Annotated in this window: 10 protein-coding genes; all 10 read right to left on the bottom strand. The window is 61.6% G+C overall.

The window, feature by feature from the left end; all coding sequences use genetic code 11:
• Positions 1-96 precede the first annotated feature (96 nt).
• The 10 genes from ASG47_RS14415 to ASG47_RS14370 all read right to left on the bottom strand — a co-directional run bounded on the left by ASG47_RS14415 (position 97) and on the right by ASG47_RS14370 (position 13,793).
• On the bottom strand, positions 97-741 hold the full coding sequence (locus ASG47_RS14415; RefSeq protein ID WP_061910213.1) for a ThuA domain-containing protein: 645 nt from the start codon (positions 739-741) through the stop codon (positions 97-99).
• Positions 738-2,375: an acyltransferase gene (locus ASG47_RS14410; protein WP_061910211.1), complete on the bottom strand. Its 1,638-nt coding sequence runs from the start codon at positions 2,373-2,375 to the stop codon at positions 738-740. Before ASG47_RS14410 ends, ASG47_RS14415 begins: the two co-directional genes overlap by 4 nt.
• A gap of 104 nt (positions 2,376-2,479) precedes the next feature.
• The gene (locus ASG47_RS14405; RefSeq protein WP_156464118.1) at positions 2,480-3,490 is read right to left on the bottom strand and encodes a hydroxyacid dehydrogenase; all 1,011 of its coding nucleotides are present in this window, start codon (positions 3,488-3,490) and stop codon (positions 2,480-2,482) included.
• Entirely contained in the window at positions 3,487-5,340 is a 1,854-nt protein-coding gene (locus ASG47_RS14400; RefSeq protein WP_061910207.1) for a DUF2264 domain-containing protein, read from the bottom strand. Before ASG47_RS14400 ends, ASG47_RS14405 begins: the two co-directional genes overlap by 4 nt.
• Before the next feature lie 115 nt (positions 5,341-5,455).
• Positions 5,456-6,532, bottom strand: coding sequence for an ABC transporter ATP-binding protein (locus tag ASG47_RS14395; RefSeq protein WP_082461301.1), 1,077 nt, complete (start codon positions 6,530-6,532; stop codon positions 5,456-5,458).
• The gene (locus ASG47_RS14390; protein ID WP_061910200.1) at positions 6,529-7,545 is read right to left on the bottom strand and encodes an ABC transporter ATP-binding protein; all 1,017 of its coding nucleotides are present in this window, start codon (positions 7,543-7,545) and stop codon (positions 6,529-6,531) included. The genes ASG47_RS14395 and ASG47_RS14390 overlap by 4 nt, the downstream gene beginning before the upstream one ends.
• Positions 7,546-7,713: 168 nt before the next feature.
• On the bottom strand, positions 7,714-8,856 hold the full coding sequence (locus tag ASG47_RS14385) for an ABC transporter permease (protein WP_082461300.1): 1,143 nt from the start codon (positions 8,854-8,856) through the stop codon (positions 7,714-7,716).
• Positions 8,856-9,845, bottom strand: coding sequence for an ABC transporter permease (locus ASG47_RS14380; RefSeq protein ID WP_061910199.1), 990 nt, complete (start codon positions 9,843-9,845; stop codon positions 8,856-8,858). The genes ASG47_RS14385 and ASG47_RS14380 overlap by 1 nt, the downstream gene beginning before the upstream one ends.
• 241 nt (positions 9,846-10,086) lie before the next feature.
• Entirely contained in the window at positions 10,087-11,988 is a 1,902-nt protein-coding gene (locus ASG47_RS14375; RefSeq protein ID WP_061910197.1) for an ABC transporter substrate-binding protein, read from the bottom strand.
• Positions 11,989-12,071: 83 nt separating this feature from the next.
• Complete coding sequence (locus tag ASG47_RS14370) at positions 12,072-13,793, bottom strand: heparinase II/III family protein (protein ID WP_061910195.1); 1,722 nt, start codon at positions 13,791-13,793, stop codon at positions 12,072-12,074.
• Positions 13,794-13,906 lie beyond the last annotated feature (113 nt).

The raw sequence follows: 13,906 nt of genomic DNA, 5'->3' as shown, positions 1-13,906 counted from the left end.
GGCGTCATTCCCGCGAAAGCGGGAATCCCTGCCTGCCCTAAACAAAGATCCCCGCTTTCGTGGGGATGACGCAGCGTTTTGTGTCAGCCATCGTCCCTACCGCGCCGCCCAAACCAGACCGCGCCTCAAAATCGTCCGCACCGGCTCCAGCGCCAGCTCATCCGCCGTATGCCCCAGCGACGAATAAAACACCCGCCCCTGATCGTGGGTTGTCGTAAACACGACCGGCATCACCACATCCTTGCGCCAGGGATGAAACTCCCCCGAAAACCGCGTCGTCGCCAGCACCTCAACCGCCGGATCGTAGTTGAGGTAATACTGCTCCGAGGTGTGCTCAAAACTCTCTATCCCTGCCATGATTGGATGATCGCTCCGCGTCACATCAACCGTATATGTGATGATATTGCCCGGATGCTGCACCCAATAGCAGCTCGCCGCATAGCGAAAAGGCACGCTGGCCCGAAACGTCGTCGCCAGCCCCATATGGTACCCGGCCAGCCCTGTCCCCGCCCGGATCGCCGCGATCAGATTAGCCATCTTCTCCGGTGCCAGCGTCCCATCGGTAATGACGGGAACGACAAGATCATTGCTGCCGACATCCTCGGCCCCCAGCGCGTCGTAATCCGGCGTCACCGTGACCACAAAACCCTCTTCTTCGAGCAGCTCCCGCACCACCTGCGCCCCCCGCTCCGGCGTATGCAGCTCCATCCCGCCCCAGACGACGAGCGCTTTCTTGGTCATAGTCCTAACCCCACCGCTTCCGTCCGATGCACACCCCGCGGCACAAACGCAAATGCATCCTCAAGCCCCAAAAGCTTGGCCGCAAGATGCACCACGGACAGCCACATTTCCGTCCCCTGCAGCCCAGGCTCCTGCCCATCGGCAAAGGCAAAGCCCCTGCCTTCTATCCAGCGCTCACCCGCCCGCGCGATCACCAGGCGCACAAGCTGCTCCGCCTCCGCCCGTCGGTAGTCGGTCTGGCTGAGACACAGCAGCAATGGATGAATGGTATCGAGCAGGTTACACGCCGTGTAAGTCCGCCCCGAAAACCCGCCATAATTTCGATAGTTGAGCAGCACAGAGTCGATCGCCGCCTCCGGCCGCGGCACCGCGACGCCGAACTGCGCATAGGTCCCGCGCGTGAGCCGATAAAAGCCGTTGACCGGCTGCAAAAGCCCCTCATCCGCCGTTGGCGACCCCCAAAGCCCCGAGCCGCGATCCTGCTTCATGGCCAGCCAACCAAACAGCGTCTCGCGCGTCGTGCCGGTCGTAAAATATCGCGCATTGAAATAGAGCGCCGTGCCAATCGCATCGACCGCCGCCCCCGCGCCCCAGGCCCGCTCGCGCCAGGTCAGCCCTTCGAGCCACAGCCGCAAGTCCGTCGCCGAAATCTCGACCGCCTCGACCCGATGCAGCGGCTGCCCGCCCAGCGCCTCGATCGCGTAACCGGTCGAGAGCACATTATAAAGCGCCAACCCATCGTCGCGCATCGCAACGCCCAGCTTCGGCGGCTGAAACGGATCGGGAAACAGCCCAGTTACCGGATCCTGCACCGCCTGCAAACGCGCCAGTGTCCCCGCCACATCGAGCCCGGGCGGCACCTCCCCAAACGCCGCCGCAATCTCAATCGCATCGCATAAGTGCCGATTGCTCTTCCGCGCCGTATTGTCGTTCTCGCGCGAAACATAATCCGCGCCATCGAAATTCTCGGCCAGCACTTCGCGCCATTGCCTCGCCGCCCGATCGCCCAGCGCCTCAAGCTGTTTTCGCGTCTCGTCCCGCCGCCCCTTCCCGCGAAACCGCAACACCTTGGCTGGTACGCCACCCACGATGGCCATTTCGGGCACATCCTTGCTGACCACCGCCCCCGCCGCAATCACCGCGCCGCGCCCGATCGTGACGCCATCGACAATCACCGCATTGGCCCCGACCCAGACATCGTCACCGATAGTGATGCCCCGGCTCTCATGCTTTTGCAGATAAATTGGCACTTCGGGATCGTCATAACCATGGTTGAAGCCAACCAGCGACGCATGGCTCGCGATCCGCACCCCATCCCCGCAGCGCACCCTGCCCGAAATCATCGCATAAGGATTGACCGTGCAATGCGCACCAAATTCCACATCGCCCCGCACCAGCGCGTGCCCACCGATCCAACTCTGCTCGCCGAGCACCAGGCGGGTGGTAAAAATCGCCGCATCAGCCGCAACATAGGCACTCGGCGCAAACTGCGCCCCCGCCCGCAACGCCAGCTCCGCCTGTCGCGCCCGGTGTTCGGGGCTGTCGATATCCTCAGGGGTTCGATCCCAAGTGAGATATTGGAGACGCGTGCGGTGCCAGTCCCCTTCACCCGTCTCGCGCTGCGCGCGATCCACCCTCTCCCCGAGAGGGAGAGGAACAGAAGCGACCACCGGTCCATTCTTCTCCCCCTCGGGGAGAAGGTGGCCCGAAGGGCCGGATGAGGGTGAACGCTCGTCCATCACGCCAGCCTCTCCAACAATTCCGGCTGCACCTCATAAAGCATCGGCTCGCCTCGAACGAACCGTTCGATCTCCTCCACCGCCATCAACCCCAGCCGCAGCCGCTCTGTCCCGATCGCCCCCGCAACATGCGGCGTCAAGAACACGTTAGGCAGCGTAAACAGCGGCGAGTCCGCCGGCGGAATTTCCGGATCGGTCACATCGATCACCCCAAAAATACGCCCCGTCTGCATCTCCGCCACCAGAGCCGCCTCGTCCACCAGCGCCCCACGCGCCGTATTGATGAAACTCGCCCCATCCTGCATCAGTTTTAACTGCCTTGCCCCAATCATCCCCCGCGTCGAGGGCAGGGACGGCGCATGGATCGACACCACGTCCGATCGCGCCATCAGCACGTCGAGCTCCACCAGCTCGACCCCAGCCAGATCCGGATCTCCCGCCTGCACGAAGGGATCATAGAGCAGCACCGAAAAATCAAAGCTGCGCAGAAATTCGATCACTTTCCGCCCGATCCGCGACGCACCGACGATCCCCACCGTCCGCCGGAAATTCCCGATCGCCGTATCCCCCAGCGCATAGCTCGAACGGCGCGTCGGATCCTGTCGATAAAGATCGCGCAGCGCAAAGATATGCTTGGCCGAAAAGAGAATGGAGGCCAGCGTGAACTCGGCAACCGGCACCGCATTGGCATCCGCCGAATGCGTCACGCGAATGCCCGAGGCGTAGGCCGATGGATCGATCGTATATTTCACCGTCCCCGCCGCATGCGCGATCAGCCGGAGGTTCGGCGCCGCGCGCAACACCTCCGGGCTGATCATTGGACAGCCCCACCCGGTCACAAGAATTTCCGTCTCGCCCAGCAGCCGCCGCGCCTCTGGGTCAGAGAACCCATCGACCGGCGTTCGCCGCAGCAGTTCGCAGCTTTCCGATAGACGATCGAGGCTCGCTTCGTCGAACACATGCCGCGTCTTGTCCGCCGCCATGGCGAAGAGAAGTTTGGGAGGCATCAGAACCGCTCCGGCACCATTATGGCGCTGACATCAACGCCCTCGCGGGCAAAAAGGGCTTCGAGTTCGGCAATGTCAGGCGCAGCCGGGACAGCGCTCAATGCCGCCTCGGTCTCCGCCCCTGTCGGCAGAGCCATCGCCGCCGTTACCAGCACAGTCGTGCCCGCCGGAATGTCTCCGCGCAGCTGCGGCACGATAGCCTTCGAAAATATCAGATTGCTATTGGGCAAAGTCCGGAACGCCCGCCCCTCGCGACCGCCTAAGAGGCAAACAATGGCGCTGACATCCGTCTTGCTCTTGGCAACCCCCCGGCCCTTTTCGTCGATATAAGTATCAGCATTGAACTCCGCCCGGTCGATGGCAAAGCCGCCCTCGGTCCCATGCAGTGCCCGCGGCGTCGTGATCCGATGCACGCGGATGTGCCAAGGATTGGCTGGAATGAGCCAGGTTTCGACCGTCACATCGCTCCACGGCTTCCAAACCGCATGAAGCGTGTCGCCCGCGATCTGCGCCGTCTCATTGGTCTCGCGCACCCGATAGTGCCGCCCATCGTCGCTCAGCGCCAAGGCGCCATCGAAGGCCCCGGAGGGATACGCCCGTTCGTCCACCTCGACCGAAAACCCATAGCGGCTCGAATAGACGAACTTGGCATATTTTTCGGCGCCGTGCCGCATCTGCCAGTTCTGCTGCCCGCTCGACAGCGCCACCACATTGCCCTTCGTATGAAAGCTCACCATGCCCGGATGTTTTAGCGGCACCGGCGCTTCATCGAAATCCGCTTCGACCTCTTCTGCCATCCAGAACGGATGATCGGCCGGCAGCGCCAGCGGCAAAAACGCCTTCAGCGCCCAATAGGGCGAGCCCGCCGAATTATAGCTCTCGGACATAAAGAGGTTGGGATAGCCATAGCCGATCGACAGCACGCCATTGCCATGCGCAATCGGCAACTTGCTCCACCAGCGCAGGTGCCTCAGAAAGTGCCCTTTTATCACGCCCCAGGGCAGCGCCTCGACATCGGCAAAAGCCAGAGCGCCCCAAAACCCGCCGCAGGCAAAGCGATAGGTAAGGGACCGCCCGAAAACCAGCGTCCCGCCATCCTCGTCGAACCAGTGCTGAATATCCCGCGCAAACTCCTTAGCGCGCGACTTGTAGTCAGCCACCCGCTTGTCATCGCCCTTGGCAAGCTTGGCGTAGATCAGCCCGTAAAAGTGCATTGCAAAGGGAATGTAATGGTCGATCCGCCGGACATTGCCGTCGCGATACCAGCCACCATCGAGGTAAAAGCCATCAAGCTCTTCGAGATACGCATCGGTATAGGACCGGTCGAATTCGACCCCGCATTCCTCAAGCCCAAGATCGACCAGGATGCGGAAGAACTTCCAGTTGTTGTCGGCATATTCGAACTTGCGCGCGTGCTTCAGATAAGCCGCGAGATTATCCTTCGCCTTCTGCGGCAGCGGTTCCCAAACCAGATGCGGCAGCATTTTGAGCGTAAAGCCGATCGCCGCAAGCTCCACCTGCCGCTGATCCGTCCCGTTCACCGTGCCCCAATATTCCGGGTGCCCCGGGTCCGTGCCATTGGCCAATCCCTGCCGATAAATCTCCCAATGATCGAACTCGGCTCCACCTGCTGCGAGCGGCGTCAGCCCCCAAAGCGGCCGCGCAAAGCCTTCGAGATCAGCCGCCGCCCGATCGAAATGCGCCCCCGCCCCGTCAAGCCGCACCCGCGCCCCACCTTCCGAAAAGTAGGGCAGCAGCGGCTGAAACAGATCGCGCAGCCCATTCTCGACATCGTCCCGTGTCTTCAGCGGATTCCCAAAAAGCGGATTGGCCGTGGCCGGATCATAAGTCATTTGTTCGAAAATTCCTGTTGTCTTCCGTACGGTCCGGCATGGGCCACCCGGACAGGCCGGGTGGTGACGATCGGCGAGATCTTCGTTTCTCTGCTGAACATTCTCATCTCCATCGTCATTGCCCGGTCTGTCCGGGCAATCCACCGGCAGTCACCAGCGGCGTCGGAGGCACAAACCCCGGCGCGTCATAAGCGCCCTTCAGTTCGAGTGTCTCGGCAAAGTGGCAGGCGGCCTCTTGGGCGGTGCCATGGATCGGTCGCAGCACCGGCTTTTCCGTCCGGCACCTGTCCTCGGCATATTTGCAGCGCGTGTGGAACGGGCACCCTTTGGGCCGATTGCCGAGATAGGGGATTTCGCCCTTGAGTTCCTTGTTCCGCCCCTTGCGCCGCGTCGGGTCGGCAATCGGCAGCGCCTCGAGCAGCATCTCGGTATAGGGGTGTCGCGGCCGCTCGAAGAGCATTTCCGTCGGCGCATTCTCGACCACATGGCCGAGATACATCACCACCACCCGGTCGGCGATGTAGTTCACCACCCCAAGATCATGGCTGATGAAAATATAGGTCAGCCCGAACTCTTCCTTGAGATCATCAAGGAGGTTGAGCACCTGCGCCTGGATCGACACATCGAGCGCCGACACCGCCTCGTCGGCAATCACCAGCTTCGGGTCGAGCACCAGCGCCCGGGCAATGCCGATGCGCTGCCGCTGCCCGCCCGAAAACGCGTGCGGATAGCGCCCCACTGCATCGGCTGGAATCCCGACCTTGGCGAGCGTCGAGATCACCCGATCCTCAAGCTCCCGCCCTTTGCAGATCTTGTGCACCCGCAGTGGCTCGGCGACGATGTCGAACACCCTCATATTGGGGTTCAGCGAGCTCATCGGGTCCTGAAAAATCATGCGGATATCGCGCCGATAGGGTTTTATGGCCTTCTTGTCGAGCGACGTTAGTTCGACCTTCCCCCCACCCTCCTGATGATAAAAAACATGCCCCTCGCTGACCGGCTGCGCCTTGATGATGCAGCGCCCAAGAGTGGTCTTGCCGCAGCCGCTCTCCCCCACGATAGCGAGCGTTTCGCCCGCTTCCACCGTCAGGTTGATATCGTTGAGCGCCACAAGTTCGCGGCCCGGCTTGAAGAGCCCGCCACCGAGCGTAAAAACCTTGGAAAGATGTTCGACGGAAAGCAGCGTCGTCATGCGAGCGCCTCCTCTTTCGTATGCGTGAGGAGATGGCATCGCGCCACATGGCCCTCGCTCACCGGCGTCCGGTCGGGGCGAATGGTCGGGCATGGCGCAAAGGCATGCGGGCAGCGGCTGGTAAAGGCGCAGCCCACCGGCCGGTCCTTCGGCGACGGCACAGTGCCCTTGATCGGCTGCAATCGTGTCCGTTCGGATTTCCGCTGCAACCGCGGCACCGAACTCATCAACGCCTGGGTGTAAGGATGCTTCGGCGCCTTGAAGACCTCGAACACATCCCCCTGCTCCACCACATCGCCGAGATACATCACGGCGATATCGTCGGCGACCTCCGCCACCACGCCGAGGTCATGGGTGATGAACAGCATCGCCATGCCGAAATCGTCCTGCAATTGCCGCAGGAGATCGAGGATCTGAGCCTGCGTCGTCACATCGAGCGCCGTCGTCGGCTCATCGGCGATCAGCAGTTTTGGCGTACAAGCCAGCGCCATCGCAATCATCGCGCGCTGCCTGAGACCACCCGACAATTCAAACGGATAGGCATTCGCCCGCTCCCGCGCGCCCGGAATACCCACTTGATGGAGAAGCGAAACCGTCCGCTCCCGCGCCTGCTTCTGCGTCAGCCGCTCATGCAGCACGATGATCTCGTCGATCTGGTTGCCGATCGTATGCACCGGCGACAGCGAGCTCATCGGCTCCTGAAAGATCATGGAAATCTGCGCACCACGAATCGAGCGCATCGCGAGACTGTCAGGCTTCAATCGCGCGACATCCACCGCCCCGCCCTCGGCCTCGTAGACGATCTCGCCAGTCCGGATATCGGCATTCTTATCGAGCAGCCGCAAAACCGCCCGCGCCGTCACCGACTTCCCGCACCCGCTCTCACCCACAAGCGCGAGCGTCTTGCCCGGCGTGAGTGTGAGATCCACCTGCCGCACGGCCTCGATGTCCGGCTCGTCGGGCGAGGTGAAGACGATCGACATGTCGTTGATTGAAAGGAGGGGCTTGGTCATGATCTTTCCTCCGTGAATGAAAAGGCGCGGAGCGCCACCTCTCCCTTGGGGGAGAGGTCGACCCTCTTGGGTCGGGTGAGGGGGCCTGTCGACGAGCGCGAGACCAAAGGCCCCCTCACCCGTCGCTGCGCGCCGACCTCTCCACCTAAGGGAGAGGTAAAGAGAAGATCACCGCCCATGAGGATCCGCCGCATCACGCAGCCCATCGCCAAAAAAGTTGAGCGCCAGAATAACCACCACCACGCAGACCCCAGGCGCCAGCAGCCAAGGCGCTGTCGCCAGCGTCCGGATATTCTGCGCATCCTGCAGCAGCGTGCCCCACGATACGATCGGCGCCTGCAGCCCCAACCCGAGGAACGACAAAGCCGTTTCCGCCAGGATCATCCCCGGAATAGCGAGCGTCGCCGCCGCAATGATGTGGCTCGTAAAACTGGGCACCATATGCCGCGTCACGATCCGCCAATCGCTCGCCCCATCGAGCTGCGCCGCGGTCACGAAATCCTCGGTGCGCAACGATAGGAACCGCCCCCGCACCACGCGCGCCAATTCGGTCCACCCGATTAAACTGAGAATGAGCGTGATCGCAAAATAGGTCTGCAGCGCGCTCCAATCCTTCGGCAATGCCGCGGCGAGCCCCAGCCACAGCGGAATGGTTGGCATCGAGCGGATGAATTCGACGACGCGCATCACCGCGCTATCGAACCAGCCGCCGTAGTAACCGGCAAACCCGCCGATCACGATGCCGAAGAAGAGGCTCATGGTCACGCCGACCAGCCCGATCGAAAGCGAAATGCGCGTGCCGTGAATGACCCGGCTCAGCATATCCCGCCCCAGCCGATCGGCCCCGAGAATATAAAAGGGATCGCGCGGGTTCTCGACGCCCATGAACTTCACGGACATCGGAATGACCCCGGCCAGCAGATACGGCTTGCTTTCGGCAAAGAATTTGACCGGCAGCCGCACCTCTTCGTCGATCACAAAAGTCCGCCGCAGCGCCACCGGATCGATCTCGGTCTTGTACCCATTCACATAGGGCCCGAATTCCCAGCCCCCATCCTCGTTGACCGCAAAGAAATTGATCCCCTGCGGCGGCGCATAGGTATAGCGCGCGCTATAGGCGCCGGGATCGGTCGGCGCCAGAAACTCGGCGAGCAGCGCCACGAGGTAAAAAATCACCACGACCCAAAGGCTCACCAGCGCCAGCTTGTGCCGCTTGAACCGGCGCCACATCAGCCCCAGCTGGCTTTCGCGTCGGGCGCGGACCTTGGGCACATCGGCATGAATGGTCGGCTGTATCGTATCCACGGCCATCATTTGCCTCCGTAACGAATGCGCGGATCGATGAGCGCAAGGAGAATGTCGGAAATCACGGTGCCGATGACCGTAAGAACGCTGAGGAGCAGAATGATTGCGCCGGCGAGATACATGTCCTGCGTCGTCAGCGAGCGCAGCAACATCGGCCCGGCCGTCGGCAGGTTGAGCACCACCGAAACGATCACCGACCCCGAAACCAGCGCCGGCAGCAGCCAGCCAATGGTCGACACCAACGGGTTCATCGCCAGCCGCACCGGATATTTGAGGATCACCCGCCACTCCGGCAGACCCTTGGCCCGCGCGGTCACGACATAGGGCTTCTTCAGTTCATCGAGCAGGTTCGCGCGCAGGATACGGATCAGCTCCGCCGTCCCCGCCATCGACAGAACCAGGATCGGCGCCCAGGCGTGGCTCAAAAAGTCCCAGATGCGCGGCAGGCTCCAGCGGGCGTTTTCAAAGCCCGGCGAAAACAACCCGCCCAGCGTCACCCCGAACCAGGTGTAAGCCAGGTACATCAGGATCAGCGCGAAGAAAAAATTCGGCACGGCCAGCCCGAGAAAGCCGCCCACAGTCGCGAGATAATCGCCCAGCGAATATTTTCGCACCGCCGCATAGATGCCGATCGGCAGCGCGATCAGCCACATAGTGATCACCGCCATGCCTTCGAGCAGCATCGAATTGCCCAGGCGCCCCCAGATCAATTCGGTGACCGGCCGCTTCCACTCGAAGCTCTGACCGAAATTGCCGGTCAGGATGCCGCCGATCCACTTGAAATATTGGACATAGAACGGCTCGCCGAGCCCATATTGCTCGCGCAGATTGGCGATCACTCGGGGATCGACCTGCTCGCCGGTCGAAGACAGCGAGGCGATATAGGTCGTCAGATAATCGCCCGGCGGCAATTGTATAATGGCGAATGCCACGATGGAGATGGCGAACAGCGTCAGGATCATGGCGATGAGACGCCGGATGATGAACTGAACCATGGACTTGGGCCTTCCGAAGATTCGGTTTTTTTGGGGGTTCACCCCCTCCCAGCCTCCCCCATCGAGGGGGAGGTGCGGATCGAGCGTTGGGCAGCATCTCGCCAAGCCCACTGCCCTGACACCTCCCCCTGATGCAGGAGGAAGGGACGGGGTGTGGGAGCCCCAAACCTATTTGTCTAAAAACCCCCTCGCAGCCAGGGAGAGCCGCGAGGGGCAGGAGCGGATTGGAGGACAGCCCCGCTTATTCGAAGTACCAGGTCACCGGATCCATCGGCGAAGGCGTCGGGAACAGCCAGGCATTGAACATGCTCTCGGGTGCGTTCCGGAGGTTGTTGCGGATGATCGAATAGGAGTTTGGCATCAGGCTCACTCCGATCACCGGGAACTGCTCCTTGGTGATCGCGAGCACCTGGCGGAATAGCTCACCACGCTTGGCCGGATCGGCCTCGGCCTTCACTTGGTCGTAAAGCGCCATCTGTTCCTTTGCCCAATCGACCGGCTCTTCGGCGATTTCGGGCTTGGTGCCATTGTACCACTGCACCCACTTATAGGCCCAAACGCTCTCGTCGCTGAACGGGAAGTAGTAGCGCGGGTCCTGGATCGCCTCGATGCCGCCGTCACCGGCCCAAATCTGGGCGTCAAAGTCATTGCCCGGGCGCTTGTCGTAAAACAGCGTGCGGTCGATATTGTTGAGCTCGAGCTGGATGCCGGCCGCCTGGAACTGCAACTGCATGATTTCGAGGATATCGATCCATTCCGGCCGCAGCGCCGAAATGACGTCCACCGTGATCTTGGCCGGCTGGCCATTGCTCATCAGGCGAATACCGTCGCCGTTCATTTCTGTCAGGCCCGCCGCATCGAGATGCTGCGCGGCCAGATCGGGATCGAACTCGGTATATTGCTTGGCCAGTTCCTCGTCATAAAACTCGGATTCCGGGCGCGGCGCGACCTGGAAGGGTTCGCCTTGGCCCGTAAAGACCACGTCGATGATTTCCTGCCGGTCGATCGCGTGCGAAAGGCCCACGCGGAAGTCCTTGTTCTGGTAGAGCTCACGCTTGACCGGATCGTCGTGGTTCATGTTGAACTGCAACACGAGCGTATTGGACGAGGACGGTATCACTTCACCCAGGTGATAGTCGCCCTGTTCCTGCCCATCAAAGAAGAGCGGCTTGTTGACCGTGGTCGCAATGTGCCGCTCCTGGAAATCGATCTCGCCATTGAGCGCCAGCAGCGTCAGTTCTTCGATACTTTCCGAGACGCGCATATCGAGATTGTCGATATAGGGAAGCTGGTTCCCCTCGCTGTCGGTCTTCCAATAATAGGGATTGCGCTTCCAGGTCAGCCGCGCCGCATTGGCGTTGAGCGGCTGGTCGATGACCCAGCCATAAAGCACCGGCAGGTCGGGGTTGGAGAAGCGGATCGTCTCAAAGCCCCAGGAGCAACGGTCCTGGAGATAAAGCGCCCAATTGGTAAAGCCCGCCGCCTGCGCATCGGCGTCCGCGTTCTCGTTATATTTGGGGTAGAACTGACCGCAATATTTCTTCTGCAGCGAAGTGATGTGGAGCCCGTCGGTGCCGGCAATGTTCTCGAGGAACATGCCATTGGGCTTTTCGAAGGTGAACTTGAAGGTCAGCTCGTCGATGACGTCCAGCGTCAGCGGATTGGTCGTGCTGTCGATCCAGCTGCCCGCGGCGTAGTTCGGGTCCTTGTAGATTTCGACGGTAAAGGCGATGTCCTCGGTGGTGAACGGCGTCCCATCGCTCCACTTCACCCCGTCGCGCAGCTTAAATGTATATTCCTTGGCATCGGGGCTCACTTCCCAGCTTTCCGCCAGGTTAGGCAGCACGGTCTTCCACTCATGGTCGAAGCGCACGAGGCCTTCATAGGCCACGGTCTTGACGATGATGCCATTGTCCCCGCCGCCGCGCATGCCCATGCGCCAGGTGCCGCCATATTTGCCGACACTCTCGCCATCGACCACCAGCGGATTGCTTGGCAGCCGCTCGGCCACCGGCGGCAGTTCGCCGCTTTCCACCGCTGCATCGAGCACTGGCGATTGCTGCTGCGCCCAGACCGGGCTTGCCGCGGCGAGCATGGCCGAAATGGCCACCGCACCGGTCAAACCAAGATAGGTCTTCCTCATACTATCCCTCCCTTTTCCGGTGCTTTGACCGGAGATGATTTTGGCCGCCCCATCCTCCCGGGATCAGCCACAAAAACTCCCGCTCAGGTGAGCGGCGAGATGTCGAGCACGACGCGTCCTTCCCGGCTCCTCCGCCGGGGCGTGAACACGATGCGGGTCAGATCGACCGCTGGCTGATATTGTTTTTCCTGGGCTTTCCGAACATCGAAAGCGACCTCGAGCGCGCCGGCATCAAAGCCGATGCGTGCCCCCGCCCCAGCCTCGCCGACGAGCACAGCGTCACCCTCGGCCCCCGCCGAAAGCGACGTCACCAATACGGACTGAAATTCACCTTCGGCGCTCTTGAATGCATAGCGATCCTCAAGCCGAACCGCTCCACCCGGCACATCGCGCTTCAGCGCCACCGTCCGCTGCAACTGCGAGAGGTCAGCCTCCGCCGGATAGGCCGCTGCCATCTCCAGCACCAGCCGATCCTCGGCTCCATCATGCCCATGCTCGAGCACTTTGGCCGCATGCGCCCTGCCTTCAGCCTGCGCCTCTCCATTCACCACCGGCACCGAATGACCCAGCGAAGACGCAAAAAGGTTCTGATAACGATCGGGCCCAAAATAGGCCTTCGAATAGCGCCCACGCCCCGGATCGGTCAGCACCACCTTGCCGCCCGCAACCACCATGAACGACCCCACGTCGTTCTGGTTGTGCATCTCGTCATTGTGCCCGCCTTTGGCGGCCAGCCGCAGCGAATTTGGGTCGTTGGGATCAAGCCGGCTGATCATCCAGCCCATCTCGTCATACCAATCTTGCAGTCCCAAAACGGCCGGCTCGGCCTTTGCCAACGGCCAGGCAAACTGCCGAAGCGGCCAGACGAATTGGTTGAATACCTCGACGCCAAAGTAATTATGCATGCCGAGGCCCAAAAGCCCCGGCAGATCGAGATGCTTTGCCAACAGCGACAACAGGCCGGGATGAAAACTCGGATTGTGATCCGAGTCCGAAAAGCTCACCCAAACACCCTCGGTCAGCATGGTCCGCAGCGGAAACTGCGCAATGTCCCGGATGAAATCGCCGTCCAGCAGGTCGATCGCCCCACCCGTCCGCTCATGCAGCAGATGTGCGAGCACGGCATAATTGCCGAACCCATAGGTCCAGTAATCCGGCCCTTCGGACGACCCGCCCTCGCGATCGAACGTCTCGAGATAATCCGCGAGACTATGCAGACCCCGCGTGACGATCTCCGCCAGCCGCCCCATATCCGTTTCAAGATAAAGCGCTGCGCCCACAGCCCCAGCGACACAGACCGCCGTCCAATTGTTCACCTGCTTCTGCGGCGTCGTATGCAGCCACCAGTGATCGTTCCGATTGAGAAACGGCCCGACGACCCGCCGCTCGACCTCAACCCGCACGCGATCCCGCAGATTGGCCGAGAGCTTATCTCCTACCAGATAATCCACTTCGGCCAGATCAAGCGCCGTCATTGCCGCCGCCAGATCGAGCGTTGGTCGGTCAAACCGATCCAATTCCCGCGCATGCGCCGGCCAGGCCCAATTGGTCTCCTCGAGCCGCGCCCAAAGCACATTCTCGATAGCAGCAACAAACCGCCCTTCGCCGGTCAGCCATTCGGCCAATACCAGCCGATAAAGCATGCTCCGCCGCGCCCGCTGCGCATCCTCATAGCCCTCACGGCGACCAGTCTCGGCAAACTCACGATAAAGCCGCGCCGGAAGCGCCGGTACGTCGGCAACAGCATCTGCTTCCGCCTGGCCCACCAGTCCGGCGAGCACATCAGCGCCCAGCCGATCCTTCACGCCAACCCATTCATCAGACCTCGCCCGAGGAAACGGCGCAAAGTCAGGCGCGCTTTCCAGCACCTCCCGAACCTGACGCACATTCCACCGCCGAAGATCCACCAATTCCCCCT

Source organism: Devosia sp. Leaf420, assembly GCF_001425445.1.
Taxonomy (GTDB): Bacteria; Pseudomonadota; Alphaproteobacteria; order Rhizobiales; family Devosiaceae; genus Devosia.
The sequence above is the reverse complement of the archived record's forward strand: the minus strand, read 5'-3'. Positions and strand labels throughout refer to the sequence as shown.

Coding starts and splice junctions, on each gene's coding strand:
- ASG47_RS14415 (WP_061910213.1), bottom strand. CDS start 741: ATGACCAAGAAAGCGCTCGTCGTCTGGGGCGGGATGGAGCTGCATACG.
- ASG47_RS14400 (WP_061910207.1), bottom strand. CDS start 5,340: ATGACTTATGATCCGGCCACGGCCAATCCGCTTTTTGGGAATCCGCTG.
- ASG47_RS14395 (WP_082461301.1), bottom strand. CDS start 6,532: ATGACGACGCTGCTTTCCGTCGAACATCTTTCCAAGGTTTTTACGCTC.
- ASG47_RS14390 (WP_061910200.1), bottom strand. CDS start 7,545: ATGACCAAGCCCCTCCTTTCAATCAACGACATGTCGATCGTCTTCACC.
- ASG47_RS14385 (WP_082461300.1), bottom strand. CDS start 8,856: ATGGCCGTGGATACGATACAGCCGACCATTCATGCCGATGTGCCCAAG.
- ASG47_RS14380 (WP_061910199.1), bottom strand. CDS start 9,845: ATGGTTCAGTTCATCATCCGGCGTCTCATCGCCATGATCCTGACGCTG.
- ASG47_RS14375 (WP_061910197.1), bottom strand. CDS start 11,988: ATGAGGAAGACCTATCTTGGTTTGACCGGTGCGGTGGCCATTTCGGCC.